The organism is Novosphingobium sp. BF6 (assembly GCF_058273105.1).
In genome coordinates this window covers 541423-560000 of the sequence record NZ_CM177776.1, presented here as the reverse complement: position 1 = coordinate 560000, position 18578 = coordinate 541423, and the positions used below count along the sequence as shown (strand labels likewise).

Below are 18578 nucleotides of genomic sequence, written 5' to 3'. Positions count from 1 at the left end.
CAATGACGCTCACCGCTACCGCAACCCCTGGCAAGTCGCTGATCTCGCCTGACAATCACGCGCTTGTCCTGATCGACTTCCAGTCGCAGATGGCGTTTGCCACCAAGTCGATCTCCGCCGAGCTGCTGCGCAACAATGCCGCCCTGATCTCGCGCGGCGCCAAGTCCTTCAACGTTCCCACCATTCTTACCACGGTCGCCGAGAAGAGCTTCTCCGGCCCGATGTTCGAAGAGATCACCGATGCGTTTCCGGGACAGGAACTGCTCGATCGCACCAGCATGAACACCTGGGAAGACGAAGCGGTCATCTGCGAGATCAACCGCATCGCCAAGCCGCGTATCGTCTTCGCCGGTCTCTGGACCTCGGTCTGCATCGTCGGCCCGGTCGCCTCGGCCATCGACCAGGGCTTCGAGGCCTATGTCATCACCGATGCCTGCGGCGACATCTCGACCGAAGCGCATGAGCGCGCCGTGGAGCGCATGATCCAGCTCGGCGCCGTGCCGATGACCTCGCTCCAGTACCTGCTCGAGCTGCAGCGCGACTGGGCCCGCACCGAGACTTACGACAGCACCACCGGCATCGCCAGGAAGTGGGGCGGCGCATACGGTATCGGCATCAACTATGCGAAGACCATGTTCGGCGCCTCAGAAGGCGGTCACTGATCTGAAGTTCGGGACCGGGGGTCGATCTCTCATCCGGCCCTCACCGAAGGCCTCCGGTCCCATTCTTCAACAGCTGATCTCACGCCGCTTCCCCCGTCACACTGGAAGATACTGAATTGCTCCCAGGGCGGGGGACGAGGACAATGGAATTCCGAGGAGACCTCCATCATGAAAGCCTACCTTTTCTCGATTGCCGCCGGGTTGCTGGTGGGTGTGGTCTACAGTCTCCTCGGCGTTCGTTCGCCGGCGCCGCCGATGATTGCCCTGATCGGGCTGCTCGGTATCCTGCTCGGCGAGCAGATCGTTCCGCTGGCGAAGAAGATCATGGCGCACGAGGAAGTCGCCCACTTCGTCCAGACCGATTGCCGCAAGCATGTTCTCGGCCGCTTGCCGGGAGACAAGTTCCCCTGCCGCACCGCCGACCACAAGAGCGAGGCGTGATTACCCGCCGCCAGACAACGCAAATGCTTATGGGGGCCGGAGCCGCCGCCACCTCGCTCCTGCCCTCCCTGCTGACCAGCCAGACCGCACGTTCCAAGGAAGCCCCCATGACCGATACGATCATCGTCAACGCGAAAGTGACCACTCTCGACCGCGAGAACCCGCAGGCCGAGGCGGTCGTCATCCGTGACGGCAAGTTCCTGACCGTGGGCAGCGAACAGGAAGCGCGCGAGGCCGCGGCGCCCGGCGCCGCCGTGATCGACGCCAAGGGCCGCCGCCTGATCCCCGGCCTGATCGACAGCCACATGCACATCATCCGCGGCGGGCTGAACTTCAACATGGAGCTGCGCTGGGACGGCGTGACCTCGCTGGCCGAAGCGATGGCGATGCTGAAGAAGCAGGTCGACAACACCCCCGCCCCGCAGTGGGTCCGCGTGGTCGGCGGCTTCACCGAGCACCAGTTCGCCGAGAAGCGCCTGCCGACGATCGCGGAACTGAACGCCGTCGCCCCCGATACGCCGGTGTTCATCCTCCACCTCTACGACCGGGCGCTGCTCAATGCGGCGGCCCTGCGCGTCGTCGGCTATACCAAGGACACCCCGAACCCGCCGGGCGGCGAGATCGTGCGCGATGCCGCCGGCAACCCCACCGGCCTGCTGCTCGCCCAGCCCAACGCGACGATCCTCTATTCCACGCTGGCCAAGGGCCCCAAGCTGCCGCCCGACTACCAGCTCAACTCCACCCGCCACTTCATGCGCGAAGTCAACGCGCTGGGCGTAACCGGGGTGATCGACGCGGGCGGCGGCTTCCAGAACTATCCCGACGACTACGACATCATCGAGAAGCTCCACGCCGACGACCAGCTGACCGTGCGCATCAGCTACAACCTCTTCACGCAGAAGCCGAAGGAGGAACTGGCGGACTTCTCGGGCTGGGTGAAGCAGGTCAGCCCCGGACAGGGCGACGACACCTATCGCCACAACGGCGCGGGCGAGATGCTGGTCTACTCCGCCGCCGACTTCGAGGACTTCCGCGTCGAGCGTCCCGACATGCCGCCCAGCATGGAAGGCGATCTCGAACCGGTCATCCGCCTGCTCGCCGAGCACCGCTGGCCCTGGCGCCTGCACGCGACCTATGACGAGACGATCGGCCGCGCGCTCGACGTCTACGAGAAGGTCAACCGCGACATCCCGCTCGAAGGCATCAACTGGTTCTTCGACCACGCCGAGACCATTTCCGACCGCAATATCGACCGTATCGCCGCGCTTGGCGGCGGCATCGCGGTGCAGCACCGCATGGCCTATCAGGGTGAATACTTCGTCGAGCGCTACGGCGCCAAGGCCGCCGAACGCACCCCGCCGATCGCCCGGATGCTGGCTGCCGGTATCCCCGTGGGCGGCGGCACCGACGCCACCCGCGTCGCCAGCTACAACCCGTGGGTCTCGCTCTCGTGGCTGGTCACCGGACGCACCGTGGGCGGCCTCTCGCTCTATCGCGGCGACAACCGCGTCAGCCGCGAGAAGGCGCTGCGCATGTGGACGCACGAGAACACCTGGTTCTCGAACGAAGTGGGCAAGAAGGGCCAGATCAAGGCAGGCCAGCTGGCCGACCTCGCGCTGCTCTCCGACGACTACTTCAGCGTGCCGGACAACGAGATCGTCCACATCCGCTCGATCCTGACCCTGCTCGGCGGCAAGGTGGTCCACGGCGAGGGCGACTATCGCCCGCTCGCCCCGGAACTGCCGCGCCCGATGCCCGACTGGTCGCCGGTCGCCACCTTCGGCGGCTATTACCAGACGCCGGAAGCCAAGCAGAAGCTGGCCTCGGCCTGCGGCTGCGCCAGTTCCTGCGGCGTCCACGGCCACGACCATGCCGCCGCGCTCGGTGCCAATGTTCCCGCTGCCGATGTCCAGACCTTCTGGGGCTCGCTCGGCTGCGGCTGCTGGGCGGTCTGATCCGATGCGGCCCCTTCCGGTAGGGAGGGGCCGCATCACCTACATTTCCATAATCTCGAACATGTCGAACGATATTATTCGGATCGATAGCTGTTCGTCTGCGCCCTACACCGCTCCCGGAAAGCCCGCTCCCACCGATCCAGGCGGGGCCGGACCGTCCGGGACGACGATGAAACGCGCCCCCCAGAGCTTGCCAGGAGACTTTCGATGAAGCGCTTTGCCTTCCTCTTCGCCGCCGCCGTGATCGCCGCCACCCCGATCGCCGTTCCCGCCGCCATCGCCAAGCCTGCCGCCGCCGCCGCGGCCGACTATGCGGTCGGCGCCCAGTACGACACCACCCACGTCTACGTGCCGCAGGACCAGTTCGACACCTTCGTTGCCAGCTTCGTCGCCACCTTCGGCGGCACCACCAGCAAGCAAGGCGAATTCCAGGTGACGCCGACCACGAGCCTCACCAAGTCGCAGCTCGTGCTGACGCCGGTGGGCACCGTCTCGGTCTTCGGCTTCAAGACGCCGATCCCCTATCCCTTCGGCGACGAGCGCACCGGCTATCTGGTGACCGACCTCGACGCGGCGGTGAAGTCGGCCCGGAGCCACGGCGCGGTGCGCCGTCTGGAAACCTTCCCCGATCCGATCGGCCGGGATTCGGTGATCCAGTGGCCGGGCGGCGTGAACATGCAGCTCTACTGGCACACCGCCAAGCCCAGCTACGCGCCGCTTGAGACCGTGCCGGAAAACCGCGTCTACCTGACCGCCGATGCCGCCGACAGCTTCATCAAGGGCTGGACCGGCTTCGCCCACGCCAAAGTCACTGCCGACGACAAGGCCGCCGATGGCGCCGAGATCGGCGAACCCGGCAAGACCATCCGCCGCGTCGCGCTCACCAGCGGCTACGGCAAGATGGTGGTCTACGTCTCGGACGGCCAGCTGCCCTGGCCCTATGGCCGCGACATGACCGGCTATGCGGTCAGCGACCTTGCCGCGACGCTCGCCAAGGCTTCGGCGGCAGGCGTGGAAACGCTGGTCGCCCCTTACACCACCGGCAAGCGCCAGTCCGCCATCGTCCGCTTCCCCGGCGGCTACATCGCCGAAGTTCACTCGGGCGAGGTGAACTGAGCCATGTCCGGCACCGGTACGCCCAAATTCGTTGCATCGGTGCTGGACTTCGCGCCGACGGCATTCCTTGCCCGCCTCTTGCTGGTGGGCGCCTACCTCGTCGGCGGGCTGACCAAGCTCACCGACTGGCAGGGCGCGGTCGCGGAACAGGCCCACTTCGGCCTGACCCCGCCCACGCTCTGGGCCGCCCTCACCATCGCGGTGGAGCTGGTCGGCCCGCTGCTGATCCTGACGGGCCGCCTCGTCTGGCTGGGCGCAGGCATGCTCGGCGTGTTCACCTTCTTCGCCGCGCTCCTCGCCAATGCCTTCTGGGCCATGCCCGCCGGACCCGAGCGCTTCGGCGCCACCAATGCCTTCTTCGAGCACATGGGCCTCGTCGGCGGGTTCATCCTCGTCGCGATCCTCGGCTACCGGGCGCAGCGCAGTGTCTAGGCTTCTTCCGCTTGCCGTTCTCGCGTCGGCCTTCCTGCCCACTCCGGCACAGGCCGAGCCTACCGAGGCCTGGCAGGCGCCGACCCTCTCGATCACCCGCTACGACGAGGACTGGTCCGACCTTGCCGACGCCGACACGCGCGCGCATCACTGGACCGGCCCGTTCAAGTACATTCCCATTACCGACGACGTCTGGCTCTCCACCGGCATCGAACTGCGCGTGCGCAACGAAAACCTCGAAAACAACCTCTGGGGCAGCGCCCAGGCTCCGAACGACAGCTATGTCTGGCTGCGCGCACTGCCCTATGCGGACCTGCATGTCGGCAAAGTGCGCGCCTTCGTGCAACCGATCGCCTCGACCTCGGCGAGCGTCGCGCCGTCCCCCGGTCCGGTCGACGGCACCGGCCTCGACCTGCTGCAAGGCTTCGTCGAGGCCGACCTCGGCCCGGTTACCTTGCGCGGCGGGCGGCAGATGCTCTCGCTCGGCACCGAGCGGCTGATCGGCACCCGCTACGGCCCCAACGTGCCGCTTGCCTTCGATGGCCTGCGCGCGAACGTAAAGCTGGGCGCGGCCACCGTCAGCCTGCTGGCGGTAAGGCCGGTGCAGGCGCGCAAGGGCGACTTCAACGACCGCACCTCGCCCGACAAGGCGCTGTGGGGCGCCTATGCCGCACTGCCGAGCCTCGACCTTTACTATCTCGGCTATCGCAACGAGGCCGCCCACTGGGGCACCCGCTCCGGCACCGAGACCCGCCACAGCCTCGGCGCGCGCTGGCACGGCACGCGGGATGACTGGCACTGGAACGTCGAGGGCGTCTACCAGTTCGGCCGCTTTGCAAATGGCCCGATCTCGGCCTGGACCTTGGGCACCGAACTCGGCCGCGCCTTCCCGGACGCCCCGCTGGCCCCCGATCTTACCGTCCGCGTCAATGTGGTGAGCGGCGACAAGGACAAGTCCGACGATAACAGCCAGAACAGGCGCCTCGGCACTTTCAACGCGCTGTTCCCCAAGGGCAAGTACTTCGGCGAACTCTCGCCGGTCGGCCCCTACAACATCGTCAACGCCTATTCCTCGCTGGGTCTGCAACTGGCGCCGGATGTCTCGGCCAGCTTCGCCGCCATGGCCTATTGGCGCTACTCCCGCGAAGACGGACTCTACGACATTCCCGGCAATCTGATCCGAGACGCCGGAGACAGCCGCGCCAAGTTCGTCGGCAAGGAAGTGGAAGCCACGCTCGCCTGGCAGGCGACGCCCGAACTCGAACTTTCCGCCTCGCTCTCCGCCTTCGCGCCGGGCGCCTTCATCAAGCAGACCGGTTCGGGCAAGACGATCCACATGCTCGGCCTCGAAAGCAATTTCCGGTTCTGAAGACAATTCAGGTTCATCGAACGAACCGAACGATCTTATTCGGATACCTGAGAAAGCAGCCGCCCCCTAGACCACCGGCATTCCCCCAATCCCCTCGGAGACCGACATGACCGTCATGCCCGCCAACGGCCCTGCCGCCCCCCTCAAGTCCAGCCTGCCGCACCTGCTGCTGCTGCTCTCCGCCACGACCGGCCTCGTCGATGCCGCCTCCGTCCTCGGCCTCGGCAAGGTCTTCACCGCCAACATGACCGGCAACGTCGTGTTCCTCGGCTTCGCCACAGCGGGAGCGCCCGGCTTCAAGGTCATCCCGGCGGTCATGGCGCTGCTGGCCTTCATGGTCGGTGCCTGGGGCGGTGGCCGCCTCGCCCGCGGGCACACCGACCTGCCGCTGCGCCGCTGGCTGCTCTGGGCCGCCGCGATCGAGACCGCGCTGCTATGGATCGCCGCCGCCATCTCGACGAAGATCGATATCGCCGCCCAGGCCCCCGAGATCGCCGTGCTCTCGGTGATCGTCCTCACCGGCTTCGCCATGGGCCTGCGCAACGCCACCGTCCGCTCGCTCAAGGTGCCGGACCTGACCACCACCGTGCTCACGCTCACCATCACCGGCATCGCCGCCGACATGACCGGCCGCGCCACTTCCCCCAACTTCCTGCGCCGCTTCGGTGCCGTGCTGTCGATCTTCCTCGGCGCCGTCGTGGGCGCGCTCCTGCTCCTCCACGCCGGCCTCGCGGTGCCCCTCGCCCTCGCCGGCGCCATGGTCCTCGCCGCCACTCTCTTCTTCACCCGCAATCCCGAAGCCGCACTGCCGCGTCGCGTCTGAGAGCTCCCATACAAACGTTTGCTTGTCGCGGGCGCATTGCCATGCAATGCGCCCGCGATGCGTTCGAACCGTGGCCTCCGTCGTGCTCTTTCCGGCCTTCCTTCCCTCGGGAAAATGTCTCTCGCCGCCGTTCTGGCGGCGGCGATCGCCGTGCCCGGCGCCCAGGCCTCGCCAGCAACGGAAATTCCCGGCTATGCCAGCCGTCACTGGTCGCTGGCGGACGGCGCCCCGCCCGACATCCGTGCCGTCGCCCGTACCCGCGACGGCTTTCTCTGGCTCGGCTCGGGCGACGGTCTCTATCGGTTCGACGGACTGAACTTCAAACGCATCGATCCCGAGGACTTCGACAATTTCCGCGCCCGCCAGATCACGGCGCTGGCGGCCGCACCGGACGGCAGCCTCTGGGTCGGCTACGCTTTCGGCGGTATCGCGCATCTCAAGGACGGCAGGCTGCGCGGCGCCAACCCGGAAAAGCCGCGCGGGCGCGTCACGGATATCATCGCGGCGCCGGACGGCAGCATCTGGGTGGCGGCTTGGAGCGGTTTCGGGTCGCAGATGCGCCATCTGGTGAACGGACGCTGGGATATCATCGATGTGGACGGCCCGCTGGTGCGCCTGTTCCGCCAGAGCAACGGGACCTTGTGGATCGCCTCCAATCCGGAACTGCGGCGCCTGCGCCCCGGCAGCCGCACGTTCGAGGTCGTGCCGGGACTGATGAATCTCGGCTCCGCCTTTCGCGAGGACCGCGCCGGAACCATGTGGTTCTTTTCCAGCGACGGTCTCCAGCGCCTCGGCCCACGCGGCTTCGTGCCGACCGGCGTGGCCTTCGGCGAGCCGCTGGGCGGCGGCGACGGCATCCGCAACCTGCTGTTCGATGACGACAACCTGCTGTGGATCGCGGGAAATGCTTCCGGACTGGCGACAGTGCCGGGCAGCGACCTCTCGATGAGCCGGGCGGAGACGTATCCCGTCCAGGTCTCTACCCTTCTGCGCGACGCCGAAGGCAACATCTGGGCCGGTGCGCCGGACGGCCTGCATCGCTTCGTGCGAACGCCGGTGGTTCGCTATACCGAGATCAAGGGCGTGCGTACCGGCATTGCAACGGGGCCGGACGGCTCGCTCTACATCGGCGGCGACGAGGGCCTGTACCGGATCGTCGACGGCAAGGCGAAGCTGATCCTGCGCTCCAGCCTCCTGGCGGAAGTCTGCTCGGTCACCGGCGTCGGCGCCTACGTCCTCACCTACCGGAACGAATATCTCGTGCGCGGGTCCACCGTTACCCGGATCATCGGCCCGCTCGAACGGGAGCGTCAGTTCGGCCAGGCCTGCGCCTCCGATCCGCAAGGGCATTTGTGGGAATCGGTTTCCGCCTCCGGCATGTTTCGACTGGAGGGGACGCGCTGGATCAAGGACGAGAGCATGCCGCCCGCCACCACGTTCGTCGCCACAGGCCCGAAGACCTTCATCGTCAACCAGCCGCTGCGTCTTCTCGCCCGCGTCCATGACGGCAGGACGACGCCGCTCTGGCCGGGAGACGACGAGGCAGGCAGCAAGAACGGCGTCGGCTTCGTGCGTATGCTCAAGCAGATGGACGGCAAGACCTGGATCGGCGGCGAGGCCGGCCTGGCCCGCTACGACGCCAGCTACGGCGGAGGCCGTGTCCAGCAGTTGAGTGCGCAGACCTACCCCTGGCTCGCGGGCGTCATGGGCATCGTGCGGGTTGCCGGGCATTACTGGCTGATCTCGGCCGGCGGCATCACCCGCGTCGCCGCGCGCGACCTCGACGCCGCCTTCGCACGCCCCGGCATGGCGATCCCCCGCGCCCGTTACGGCCAGAACGGCGTCATCCGGGCACGAACCGAGCCTTATTCCGCCAACGACGCCGCCGTCGATGCGCAAGGGCGCCTGTGGTTCGTGACCGGCACCGGGGTGGTGCAGGTCGATCCTGCCCGCATCCCCGCGCAGCAGCCGGACATGCCGGTTCACGTCTCCGGACCGGAAGTGGACGGGCACGCCTATCCGCTGACCGGCGCCCGCCTGCCTGCGGGCACCACGCGGGTCAGCCTGTCCTATGTCGGCCTCAGCCTCGCCGATGCGGAAGGGAACCGCTATCGCTACAGGCTGGACGGCGTCGACGAGGGCTGGGTCGATGCCGAAAGCCGCCGCCGCGTCGATTACGCCGGCCTCGGCCCCGGAACCTACCGCTTCCACGTCACCGCCGCGACCGCCGACGGGGCGTGGTCGAAGCGAGAGGCTGAAGTCTCGTTCGTCATCGCACCCTACTTCTGGCAGACCCTATGGTTTCGCCTCGCCGTGTTGGCCGGGGTGGCTCTCGGCATCTATGCGTTGTTCCGCTGGCGTATCCGCCTGGCCGTAAAGGCCCAGCGCGACCGTATCGAGGAACGCGTGGCCGAACGCGAACGCATCGCGCAGGACCTGCACGATACTCTGTTGCAAGGCTTCCAGGGCCTGATGTTGCGCTTCCAGACGGTGCTGCACCTGACGACGCCCGGCACCCCCGCCCATGTCGCTATCGAGGAAGCGCTGGAACGGGCCGACGACGTCCTTCTCCATGGCCGCGAGCGCGTGCGCGGCCTGCGCGAGGATGCCGAACCCAAGTGCATTGCCGATACCCTGCATGCCTGTGCCGAGCGCGTGGTGGGCGATGTACTGGCATGGGAAATCCGGGTCGATGGTCCTGCACAGCTTGTCGGCGCGCCCGTGGCCGAAGAGATCGAACTCGCGGTAGGCGAAGCCTTGGCCAATGCAGTCAAGCATGCAAGGGCGACGATAGTTAAAGTGGAGATCCACCACTCCCGCGACCGCCTGTCGCTGCGCGTGTTCGACGACGGCGTCGGCCTGCCCGAGGACATTCACGCCGCGGGCGGGCGCGAGGGACACTTCGGGCTTACCGGCATGCGCGAGCGCATCGAACGCCTCGGCGGTTCCTTCGCCATTGCCAATGCCGCCGGCAAGGGCACGTCGATCCGTATGACCCTGCCCGCAAAGATCGCCTATCGCTGAGCGCGTCTCAAAGTTCGATCAGCCCGTTACGCACGGCGATCGCCACCGCATGCGTGCGGTCCATGGCACCCAGACGTGCGAAGATCGCTTTCATGTAGCTCTTTATCGTCTCCTCCGAGAGCGACAGGCGCACCGCGATCTGCTTGTTCGAGTTGCCCCCCGCCGCCAGGTTCAGCACGTCGCTCTCCCGCGCGGTCAGCCGTTTTGCCTCGCGGTCGGCCGGTGCCATGACCTGCATGTCGAAATGGGTTCCGCCGCGATGGATAGACCGGATCGCGTCCAGCAGGTCCGTGCGCAGGCTGTTCTTGAGCAGATAGCCCGAAGCCCCCGCCTTGATCGCCTGGGTCGCGCGGCCGTCGCCTGAGTAAGTCGTCAGCACCAGGATGCGTGCTTCGGGAAACTCGCTCAGGATGCGTGTCATCGCCTCGATCCCGTCGACATTGGGCATCTGCAGGTCGAGCAGCATCACATCGGGCCGGACCTCGCGATAGAGCCGGACCGCAGCTTCTCCGTCATCGCCGACGCCGACCAGTTCCAGATCGGGCTGGGTCGCGAAAACCGCGATGATGCCGTCGCGCAGCAAGGGATGGTCGTCGACGACGGCGATGCGGGCGGGCGACGTGAAAGCCTGGGATTCCATGGCTCTCTGTAGGCCGGGCCGCCGGGCTTAGGCAATTCCCCTCAAAAGAGGGGATTGCCGGATGTGTTCACTCTCGACCATTTCCCTCCCCGTTACAGGAGCAGTGGAATGACCGATCCTACCCGCCGACCCAGGTTCGAATTCGCGAATGACAAGGCGCGACCGGGCCGCATCCTGATCGTCGATGCCGACGGCGACGCCCGTTCGCGGCTGCGCACCCTGTTAAACGACGAAGGCTATGCCGCAGAGAGTTTCGCCTGGGCCGGATCCCTGCTCGATGCCCCGTTGCCCGAAGCCCCGAGTTGCATCGTGGCGGACGTCGGCTCGCCTGCCGCCGAAGGCTTGGACTTGATCGAGCGGCTCAAGCGCCGGGGAGAGCCGCTGCCGGTCATATTCATCTCGGACTCCGCAGACGTCACGCTTTCCGTCCGCGCAATGAAGGCTGGTGCCGTGGACTTCTTGCCGCGTGCATTTGCGAGGCAAGACCTTCTTTCGGCCGTCCAGTGCGCACTGGAACTCGATACGAAGCGTCGTTCAAATGCGCAGCTTCGACTGGCAGTGACCCAACGCTTTGAAAAGCTCACGCCGCGGGAGCAGCAAGTCATGGACGGCGTCGTGCGCGGTCTGATGAACAAGCAGATCGCATGGGAACTGGAGATAAGCGAAATCACCGTCAAACTCCATCGCTCCAGCATGATGCGTAAAATGGAATTGCGGTCTGTACCGGATCTTGTTCGGGCTTCCCTGTCTCTGGCAGCCTGATCAAGCCTTATTCGTCTGACATATCCGATCAGGACTGGTCGCTGGTCGTACCTGACCTGACACTTCGGCACGATACGTTTCCGGGGTCGCGAGATGGTCGCCCATCATCGCGGCAACGGCAGCGCTTTGCCGGCAAGCAGTGCCGATTGTCGTTAACGCCGACCTTCCCCCTTGCATGGCATGATTTAATGCTACAATTGATAGCTAAATAATTGGAAAATCCATGCCATGAAGTTCGAGCGCATCAACCCGCTGACCGGAGATGTCGCGTCCAGCGCAGAGGCCATGACTGCCGGTCAGATGCCGGCCATCGCGGCGCGTGCGGGCGCCGCCCAGCCTGCCTGGGCCGCGCAGGGGCCGAACGCGCGGCGCGCCGTGCTGCTCCGGGCGGCAGATGCCCTGGAAGCGCGCAAGGACGCGTTCGTCGATGCCATGATGGGCGAGATCGGGGCGACGGCCGGCTGGGCCATGTTCAACCTCGGCCTCGCGGCCGGCATCGTGCGTGAAGCGGCTTCGCTCACGACCCAGATCGCGGGCGAAATCATTCCCTCGGACAAGCCGGGCTGCCTGGCGATGGCCATCCGCGAGCCGGTGGGCGTGATCCTGGGCATCGCTCCGTGGAATGCCCCGATCATCCTGGGCGTGCGCGCGATTGCCGTGCCGCTGGCCTGCGGCAATGCCGTGATCCTCAAGGCCAGTGAGCAGTGCCCGCGCACCCATGCCTTGATCATCGAGGCCTTCGCCGAAGCCGGTTTTCCCGAGGGCGTCGTCAATGTCGTCACCAACGCGCCTGCCGATGCGGGTGAAGTGGTCGGCGCGCTGATCGATGCGCCTGCAGTGAAGCGCATCAATTTCACCGGCTCCACCGCCGTCGGCAAGATCATCGCCAGACGCGCCGCCGAGCATCTCAAGCCCTGCCTGCTCGAACTGGGCGGCAAGGCGCCCTTCGTGGTGCTGCATGACGCCGATCTGGACGAGGCCGTGAAGGCAGCCGCCTTCGGAGCCTTCATGAACCAGGGCCAGATCTGCATGTCGACCGAGCGGATCATCGTCGTCGAGGCGGTGGCCGATGCCTTTGCGGAGAAGTTCGCCGCGAAAGTCGGCGCCATGGCGACGGGCGACCCGCGCGAGGGCAAGACCCCGCTCGGCGCGGTGGTCGATCGCAAGACCGTGGATCACGTCAACGCGCTGATCGCCGATGCGGCAGGCAAAGGCGCGCGGGTGCTGACCGGCGGCGAGGCGGACAGCGTGCTGATGCCCGCCACCGTGGTCGACGGCGTGACTGCGGCGATGAACCTCTACCGCGACGAAAGTTTCGGTCCGGTCGTCGCGATGATCCGCGCCCGCGACGAGGAACATGCGATCGAACTGGCCAACGACACCGATTACGGCCTCTCCGCCGCCGTCTTCACGCGGGACACCGCACGCGGGCTGGGCGTCGCACGGCGGATCAAGTCCGGCATCTGCCATGTCAACGGCCCGACCGTCCACGACGAGGCGCAAATGCCGTTCGGCGGCGTCGGCGCGTCCGGTTATGGCCGCTTCGGCGGCAGGCAGGGCATCGACAGCTTCACCGAAACCCGCTGGATCACCGTCGAGACCCAGCCCGGCCACTTCCCGATCTGACGGCGACGCAGGTATCAGGAGAGCAGGCATGGACAAACCGGCTTTTGCACGGCCGCCCGAACTGATCCCGGCTTTCACGGCCCATGTCGAGATCGGCCCGCCGGTCGATCTCGGCATGATCGAAGGCGGGCGAAGACGCTTCATCCCGATCCTCGGCGGGCGTGTGGAAGGGCCGCGACTGACGGCCGCGATCCTCCCGTCCGGCGGCGACTGGCAGACGATCCTGCCGCAAGGCATCACCCGCGTGGAGGCGCGCTACTTCCTCGAAGCGGAAGACGGCACGGCCATCGAATTGCACAACCCCGGTCTGCGGGTGGCCAGCGAAGATGTGACGGAACGGATCACGCGCGGCGAGCCGGTAGATGCCGGCGAGTACTACTTCCGAACCACGCCGCGCTTTACCGTCGCGCCCGGCAGGCATGAATGGCTTGCCGCCACCGTCTTCGTGGCACGGGGCACGCGCCTGCCGGACAAGGTGGTCGTCGAGTTCTTCGCTGTAGGGTGAGAGCGCCCTAACGCCGGAGACCACGATCCCTAAAACGGCTGACGGTTCCATGAAGCAGTCTCGTGCCATCGCGATCGCTGCCGTTGGCCAGCCTGCCGAGGGGGGCGACTTCAGCGTGCTGCCCCCACCGTGCTCTTCCGGCTGTAATCGGGGGTTCTGGCACGTAAGCAAAGCGTCATTGACGCTCCAGAGCGATGGATTACTATGCCAATGAACGGGCCTGATGCGGACGCCCGATCAGACGGCTTTCGTCCAAGTCCGCTCCATGGCTGCGCCAGCGGCGAAGGAGCGTTTATGGATGCCGGATTCGAAGCCGACCACTTTCCTCATATCACTCTGCCAGGTCTGTTCCTGAAATTCCTGCGCTTCGGATGCCTCGCTTATGGAGGGCCGGTTGCGCAGATCGCGATGTTGCGACAATCCCTCGTGGAGGACGAGCGCTGGCTCGATCGCGCACGGTTCAATCGGCTGTTGGCGGTCTTGCAGGTGTTGCCGGGACCGGAAGCCCATGAACTCTGCGTGCATCTCGGCATTATGGCACGCGGCCGCGTGGGCGGCGTGCTGGCCGGACTGGGGTTCATGCTCCCGGGATTCATTCTGATGCTCGTAGCCGGCTGGATCTATGTGACGCAGATTGCCGGGCATGTCGGATGGGCGGGCCCGCTCCTCGCCATTCAGATCGCCGTTCTGGCCATTATCCTGCGGGCCGTCGTGCGGATCGGACAGCATATCCTTGAGGATCGACTGACATGGATCGTGGCGGTCGCGAGCGGTGTGGCGACATTGGCGGGAGCGCCGTTCTGGCTGCCGCTCGTGGCGGGCGGCCTCGTCTATGGTCTTTCACACCGCCCCGTGGCGGCGTCCGTCATCGCGTTCTTCACGCTGATCGCTTCGGCCTGGCTAGTCCACGCTCCGCGCGTCCCGACGGTCGTCGCGATCCCTGACGCGGCCGCGTCGATCACTGTCGCTGCACTCTTCCTGGCAGGCCTGAAGGGGGGGCTGCTGACTTTTGGCGGCGCTTATACCGCCATCCCCTACGTCCGCGCCGACACCGTCGGGCGGGGTTGGCTGAGCGATGCGACATTTCTTGACGGCATTGCCGTAGCGGGCGTTCTTCCGGCACCCTTGGTCATCTTTGCAACGTTTGTCGGCTATGTTGCCGGCGGCCTGAATGGAGCGCTTGCCATCACGGCGGGCATGTTCCTGCCTGCCTTCGCCTTTTCCCTGATTTTCTTCGAGCGGCTGGAGGCGGTGATTGAGCACCCGGCCCTGCACAGAGCCTTGTCGGGCGTCGCGGCGGCCGTGGTCGGCATAATCGGAGCCACTTTCGTGCAACTCGGCATGGCGGCCTCGTCGCGCGTGTCGCAGCCGTTTCTTGCCATAGCCCTGTTCGGCGTGGCGCTCGTCGCGGTCTGGCGCTTCAAGGGCGCCTGGGTCATCCCGACGATCCTGGCGGTCTCCGCGCTGGCCGGGTTTTATCAGGCGCCGTGAAAACCACGTGCGGCGGCGCCCTGTCGGACTGACCGGAACGGCCTTTTCGCTCTTCGCGAGTCGCGCCGACCCGGCTCCTGAAACGGGGCCACTCCAGCCAGACGCAGCGGTTCTTCTGAATGGCTGGCGTCGTGACGGAAAGCAGGTGCGACTAAATTGGCAAATGCCGGTAATCCGAACGAACCCGCCTTATCGGCGGCAGAGATCGATGGCAGTTCGGAACAAAATCATCCTTGTTCAATACTTTGAAGTCTCGCGTCAGCCAAACTTCCGGACCTGCCGCCGGGATTTGAAAAATCATGCTCATGAGCGAAGTGCGAAAGTGCATGGCTCGGCTATCCGTTTGGCTTAGCAATCGCCTAATTTCCTGTCCGGTTTCGGGACGAATTGAGGCTCGCTAGCGCCGAAACGGGGAACTTTTCCTGTTTTTGATGAAATGTTGCCGGAATGGTACCGCTTACCTTCTGGTAACAAGTTGAATTTGTTTTTAAAAAATCAGTTCGGCTTTTCCCGTTGACGTTGGTCCGTTCACAAAGGATCATTGGTTCGTCTCTGGGGAGAGGCAAAAGACGATCGGGGCCAATCAGAACAAATACGGCATTGATCGCACAGAACCGCAGTTGCGGCTCGAAACATCTCTCGTCGAGACACGAGACGCCGCAGCGATTGCTTCGGACAACTGTACACCAACTTGAACCTTAAACCCTGTCGGCCTGTATCCGGCAGTGGAGGTCCTGTAACTGGGAGTCCGCCATGACCAAATTCATCCGCGATTTCGTTTCCGATCAGTCCGGCGCTTCGGCAGCCGAATATGCGCTCATCCTTGCCATCGTCGGGGCAGGTATCGGCACTGCCGCCTATGCGCTGGGTACTTCGATCAAGGGCGCCATGGACGGCGCGGCAACCAAGATCACCGCTTGCAGCAGCACCACCGGCTGCCCCTGATCCTTTCGCGTTCCCCGCCGCCCCGGCGGCGGGGGCTTCGCCATTCCTCTGGGGGCAACTTGGGAGAGGTGCCATGGCAAAAGGGCGCAATCTTTTACTCGTCGGCGCCGCGGTCACGATCGGCCTCGGAGCAACTTTCCTGGCGAATACCTACTTTTCCGGAGTAGAGCAGCGTCAGGCGCAAGTCGCACAGCAGCAACAACTGACCCGCATCGTCGTCGCCGCCACCGATCTTCCGTTCGGCACCGTGCTCAACGAGCAGAACCTGAAGCTGGTGGGCTGGCCCGCCATCTCGGTTCCCGCCGGAGCCTTCACGACCATCGCCGATGCCACCCGCGGCGGACAGGCCACCATACGGGCCGTCGTCCGGGGAGAGCCGGTGCTGGTCTCGAAACTGTCCGGCCGCCCGACCCTCTCCGCCAACCTGCCCAAGGGCCAGTTCGCGGTGGCCGTGCCGATCAGCGCCGCTACCGCCGCAGGCGGCTTCGTGCGGCCGGGCGACATCGTCGATGTCCTGCTCACCCGGCAGATGCCCGGTGACGGGGCAGGCAACCAGGACAAGATGACCGACGTGGTGCTTGCCGCGATCCCTGTCCTTGCCGTCGATATCGATGCCAACGACAAGAGCACCGATCCCGCAGTGGGCAAGACCGCGACGCTTCAGGTCGACACGCTCGGTGCGCAGAAGCTGGCGCTTTCGCAGCAGCTCGGCATTCTCAGCCTGGCGCTGCGCAATGCCGCCGATGCGACCGTGACGTCGTCCTCGACGGTGATCCCGCCGCAGCTGTCCGCTCGCAACTATCGGATCGGCGCGCCCCGTACGAGCGCGCCTGCCGTCCCCGCCGCCCGTATCGCCCCGATGCGCGTCAACCTGACGATGCCCCGGATCGACACGCCCGCGCCCCGCCGCGCCGGACTGCTGATGAGCGTGTTCCGCGGCAACGAACGCAGCGAATACGAGGTGCAAAGTGGTTATTGATCGCAACAGGGCCGCCGCCCGCGCCATGGCTTTCGCCATCGCCCTTGCCGCGCCCGTCTTCACCGCTTCCGGCGCCGGTGCGCAGACCGCCCGTTCCGCCGCGCTCGCGCCGTCCCTTCACGCCGGTACGCTCGCCGTGCCGCTCAACAAGAGCCAGGTCGTCAGTGCCGACCGCCCGATCGCCAAGGCCATGGTCGGCAGCGCGGATATCGCCGATATCCTGCCGGTCACCGATCGCTCGATCTATGTGCTTGGCAAGAAGATGGGCACGACAAGCCTGACGCTTTACGACGGCGGAGGGCGGGTGATCTCGATCCTTGACGTGGCCGTCGGCCCCGATGTCGAGGCGCTGGGCGACCAGCTCCGCCAGCTCGTTCCGGGCGATCCGATCGAGGCGAGGATATCCAACGACTCCGTGGTCCTGACCGGCATGGTCAGCAGCCCCGGCAATGCCGACCGCGCCATGCAGCTGGCCCGCGCCTTTGCCGGCGACAAAGTGGTCAACCTGCTGTCGGTCGGCTCCAGCCAGCAGGTCATGCTCGAAGTCCGCTTCGCCGAAGTGAACCGTTCGACCGGCAAGGAGATCGGCGTCAGCGCCTTCTTCCAGTCGCGCGGCGGATCGTTCTCGGGCGCGATCGGCAAGGGCGCACAACTGGTTCCGGGCGGTGCGACCACGACGACGACTGTTCCTCTACCGGGCGGCGGGTCGACGCAAGTGACCTCCACCAGCAATGCCGGTGTCCTTGGACTGGCGGCGATCACCGATACTTTCGGCATCTTCCGCAAGGTCTTTTCGCTGGGCGGGCTCGATATCGACGCGACGCTCAATGCCCTGGAATCGCGGGGGATGGCCAAGACCCTGGCCCAGCCTACGCTGATAGCCCTCTCGGGCGAGCGCGCCTCGTTCCTGGCGGGCGGCGAGTTCCCGGTGCCGGTGGCGCAGGCCAGCAGCAACTCCAGCAACGGCAACCAGGCGATCACCGTCGAGTTCAAGCCCTTTGGCGTCAGCCTGGGCTTCACGCCCACGGTGCTCAGCGACAAGACGATCAGCCTCGTCGTCGAGCCCGAAGTGAGCGCGCTCGATCCTTCCGCCTCGATCACCGTGGGCAACATCACCATCCCCGGCCTGCGCACGCGGCGGGCGAGCACCACGCTGGAACTGCGCGACGGGGAAAGCTTCGCGATCGCGGGCCTGCTCCAGAAGGACTTCCAGACGACAGTCAGCCAGGTGCCCATTCTCGGCTCGCTGCCGATCATCGGTTCGCTGTTCCGCTCCAGCGCTTTCCAGAAGGGTGAGACCGAACTGCTGATCGTGGTGACGCCGCATCTGGTGGCACCGATCAAGCCTTCGCAAGTGCGCTTGCCGACCGATCGTGTCGCCGATCCGGGCGAGCTGAACACCTTCCTCGCCGGGCAGGCCTATGCCCCGCAGCCGCTGGCGCCGACCGAGCATTCAGGCGCCCAACCTTCCACGACCCCGCCGAAGGGAGACGGCTATGACTTCTGACCGCAGGCTTCCCGCGCTCCTCTTGGCACTGCTCGTCACCGGGTGCGCCACGCCGGACGGCAAGTTCTACATGGGCGGCAAGGACAACTTCGGCGAGGCCAATCGCCAGACGATGGCCGCGCAGATCATCGATCCCGATCCGCACTACGACACCGCCGTGCCGGAGGGCAGCGCCGCCCACGCCGCCGCTGCCGTCGAGCGCTATCGCACCGACAAGGTGAAGCAGCCCGAACGCGTCCGCACCAGCCGCGATCTTGCCGGTTCCGCCGCCGGCGGGTCCGGCCCCAACTGAGTGCCCCGG

Annotated in this window: 17 protein-coding genes; 16 read left to right on the top strand and 1 reads right to left on the bottom strand. The window is 66.0% G+C overall.

Features of this window, described 5'->3' with window-relative positions; all coding sequences use genetic code 11:
* Positions 1–2: 2 nt before the first annotated feature.
* From AC4D6D_RS17865 to AC4D6D_RS17830, 8 genes are all read left to right on the top strand, one after another.
* On the top strand, positions 3–662 hold the full coding sequence (locus AC4D6D_RS17865; protein ID WP_491328401.1) for a hydrolase: 660 nt from the start codon (positions 3–5) through the stop codon (positions 660–662).
* A gap of 168 nt (positions 663–830) precedes the next feature.
* Positions 831–1103, top strand: coding sequence for a DUF1427 family protein (locus AC4D6D_RS17860; RefSeq protein ID WP_491327993.1), 273 nt, complete (start codon positions 831–833; stop codon positions 1101–1103).
* A gap of 107 nt (positions 1104–1210) precedes the next feature.
* Positions 1211–3058: an amidohydrolase gene (locus AC4D6D_RS17855; protein ID WP_491327994.1), complete on the top strand. Its 1848-nt coding sequence runs from the start codon at positions 1211–1213 to the stop codon at positions 3056–3058.
* A 207-nt stretch (positions 3059–3265) separates the two neighbouring features.
* The gene (locus AC4D6D_RS17850) at positions 3266–4174 is read left to right on the top strand and encodes a glyoxalase (protein ID WP_491327995.1); all 909 of its coding nucleotides are present in this window, start codon (positions 3266–3268) and stop codon (positions 4172–4174) included.
* A 3-nt stretch (positions 4175–4177) separates the two neighbouring features.
* A complete protein-coding gene (locus AC4D6D_RS17845) occupies positions 4178–4606 on the top strand; it encodes a DoxX family protein (protein WP_491328400.1) in 429 nt (142 codons plus the stop codon).
* Complete coding sequence (locus AC4D6D_RS17840; RefSeq protein ID WP_491328399.1) at positions 4599–5975, top strand: alginate export family protein; 1377 nt, start codon at positions 4599–4601, stop codon at positions 5973–5975. The genes AC4D6D_RS17845 and AC4D6D_RS17840 overlap by 8 nt, the downstream gene beginning before the upstream one ends.
* Before the next feature lie 115 nt (positions 5976–6090).
* Positions 6091–6798: a YoaK family protein gene (locus AC4D6D_RS17835; protein WP_491328759.1), complete on the top strand. Its 708-nt coding sequence runs from the start codon at positions 6091–6093 to the stop codon at positions 6796–6798.
* A gap of 114 nt (positions 6799–6912) precedes the next feature.
* The gene (locus AC4D6D_RS17830) at positions 6913–9822 is read left to right on the top strand and encodes a sensor histidine kinase (RefSeq protein ID WP_491328398.1); all 2910 of its coding nucleotides are present in this window, start codon (positions 6913–6915) and stop codon (positions 9820–9822) included.
* 7 nt (positions 9823–9829) lie between these two features.
* Here AC4D6D_RS17830 and AC4D6D_RS17825 read toward each other — a convergent pair whose 3' ends face one another.
* Positions 9830–10462 (bottom strand): response regulator transcription factor, encoded by a 633-nt coding sequence (locus tag AC4D6D_RS17825; RefSeq protein WP_491328397.1) that lies wholly within the window; start codon positions 10460–10462, stop codon positions 9830–9832.
* A 108-nt stretch (positions 10463–10570) separates the two neighbouring features.
* Here AC4D6D_RS17825 and AC4D6D_RS17820 point away from each other — a divergent pair, with 108 nt between their 5' ends.
* The 8 genes from AC4D6D_RS17820 to AC4D6D_RS17785 all read left to right on the top strand — a co-directional run bounded on the left by AC4D6D_RS17820 (position 10571) and on the right by AC4D6D_RS17785 (position 18569).
* Positions 10571–11224 (top strand): response regulator transcription factor, encoded by a 654-nt coding sequence (locus AC4D6D_RS17820; protein WP_491328396.1) that lies wholly within the window; start codon positions 10571–10573, stop codon positions 11222–11224.
* 228 nt (positions 11225–11452) lie between these two features.
* Complete coding sequence (locus AC4D6D_RS17815; RefSeq protein WP_491328395.1) at positions 11453–12850, top strand: aldehyde dehydrogenase; 1398 nt, start codon at positions 11453–11455, stop codon at positions 12848–12850.
* Positions 12851–12878: 28 nt separating this feature from the next.
* The gene (locus AC4D6D_RS17810; protein ID WP_491328394.1) at positions 12879–13355 is read left to right on the top strand and encodes a DUF3237 domain-containing protein; all 477 of its coding nucleotides are present in this window, start codon (positions 12879–12881) and stop codon (positions 13353–13355) included.
* Positions 13356–13649: 294 nt separating this feature from the next.
* Entirely contained in the window at positions 13650–14846 is a 1197-nt protein-coding gene (gene chrA / locus AC4D6D_RS17805) for a chromate efflux transporter (protein ID WP_491328393.1), read from the top strand.
* A 753-nt stretch (positions 14847–15599) separates the two neighbouring features.
* The gene (locus AC4D6D_RS17800; protein WP_147218102.1) at positions 15600–15791 is read left to right on the top strand and encodes a Flp family type IVb pilin; all 192 of its coding nucleotides are present in this window, start codon (positions 15600–15602) and stop codon (positions 15789–15791) included.
* A 73-nt stretch (positions 15792–15864) separates the two neighbouring features.
* Entirely contained in the window at positions 15865–16770 is a 906-nt protein-coding gene (gene cpaB, locus AC4D6D_RS17795; protein WP_491328392.1) for a Flp pilus assembly protein CpaB, read from the top strand.
* Positions 16760–18277, top strand: coding sequence for a type II and III secretion system protein family protein (locus AC4D6D_RS17790; protein WP_491328391.1), 1518 nt, complete (start codon positions 16760–16762; stop codon positions 18275–18277). The genes cpaB and AC4D6D_RS17790 overlap by 11 nt, the downstream gene beginning before the upstream one ends.
* Entirely contained in the window at positions 18267–18569 is a 303-nt protein-coding gene (locus AC4D6D_RS17785; RefSeq protein WP_491328390.1) for a hypothetical protein, read from the top strand. Before AC4D6D_RS17790 ends, AC4D6D_RS17785 begins: the two co-directional genes overlap by 11 nt.
* The last annotated feature ends 9 nt before the right edge of the window (positions 18570–18578 follow it).

What these genes read in the sequence shown, in the direction of transcription:
- AC4D6D_RS17845 (WP_491328400.1), top strand. Translation starts at nt 4,178, where the DNA reads ATGTCCGGCACCGGTACGCCCAAATTCGTTGCATCGGTGCTGGACTTC.
- cpaB (WP_491328392.1), top strand. Translation starts at nt 15,865, where the DNA reads ATGGCAAAAGGGCGCAATCTTTTACTCGTCGGCGCCGCGGTCACGATC.
- AC4D6D_RS17820 (WP_491328396.1), top strand. Translation starts at nt 10,571, where the DNA reads ATGACCGATCCTACCCGCCGACCCAGGTTCGAATTCGCGAATGACAAG.
- AC4D6D_RS17825 (WP_491328397.1), bottom strand. Translation starts at nt 10,462, where the DNA reads ATGGAATCCCAGGCTTTCACGTCGCCCGCCCGCATCGCCGTCGTCGAC.
- AC4D6D_RS17785 (WP_491328390.1), top strand. Translation starts at nt 18,267, where the DNA reads ATGACTTCTGACCGCAGGCTTCCCGCGCTCCTCTTGGCACTGCTCGTC.
- AC4D6D_RS17815 (WP_491328395.1), top strand. Translation starts at nt 11,453, where the DNA reads ATGAAGTTCGAGCGCATCAACCCGCTGACCGGAGATGTCGCGTCCAGC.
- AC4D6D_RS17810 (WP_491328394.1), top strand. Translation starts at nt 12,879, where the DNA reads ATGGACAAACCGGCTTTTGCACGGCCGCCCGAACTGATCCCGGCTTTC.
- chrA (WP_491328393.1), top strand. Translation starts at nt 13,650, where the DNA reads ATGGATGCCGGATTCGAAGCCGACCACTTTCCTCATATCACTCTGCCA.
- AC4D6D_RS17865 (WP_491328401.1), top strand. Translation starts at nt 3, where the DNA reads ATGACGCTCACCGCTACCGCAACCCCTGGCAAGTCGCTGATCTCGCCT.
- AC4D6D_RS17835 (WP_491328759.1), top strand. Translation starts at nt 6,091, where the DNA reads ATGCCCGCCAACGGCCCTGCCGCCCCCCTCAAGTCCAGCCTGCCGCAC.
- AC4D6D_RS17830 (WP_491328398.1), top strand. Translation starts at nt 6,913, where the DNA reads ATGTCTCTCGCCGCCGTTCTGGCGGCGGCGATCGCCGTGCCCGGCGCC.
- AC4D6D_RS17855 (WP_491327994.1), top strand. Translation starts at nt 1,211, where the DNA reads ATGACCGATACGATCATCGTCAACGCGAAAGTGACCACTCTCGACCGC.
- AC4D6D_RS17860 (WP_491327993.1), top strand. Translation starts at nt 831, where the DNA reads ATGAAAGCCTACCTTTTCTCGATTGCCGCCGGGTTGCTGGTGGGTGTG.
- AC4D6D_RS17800 (WP_147218102.1), top strand. Translation starts at nt 15,600, where the DNA reads ATGACCAAATTCATCCGCGATTTCGTTTCCGATCAGTCCGGCGCTTCG.
- AC4D6D_RS17850 (WP_491327995.1), top strand. Translation starts at nt 3,266, where the DNA reads ATGAAGCGCTTTGCCTTCCTCTTCGCCGCCGCCGTGATCGCCGCCACC.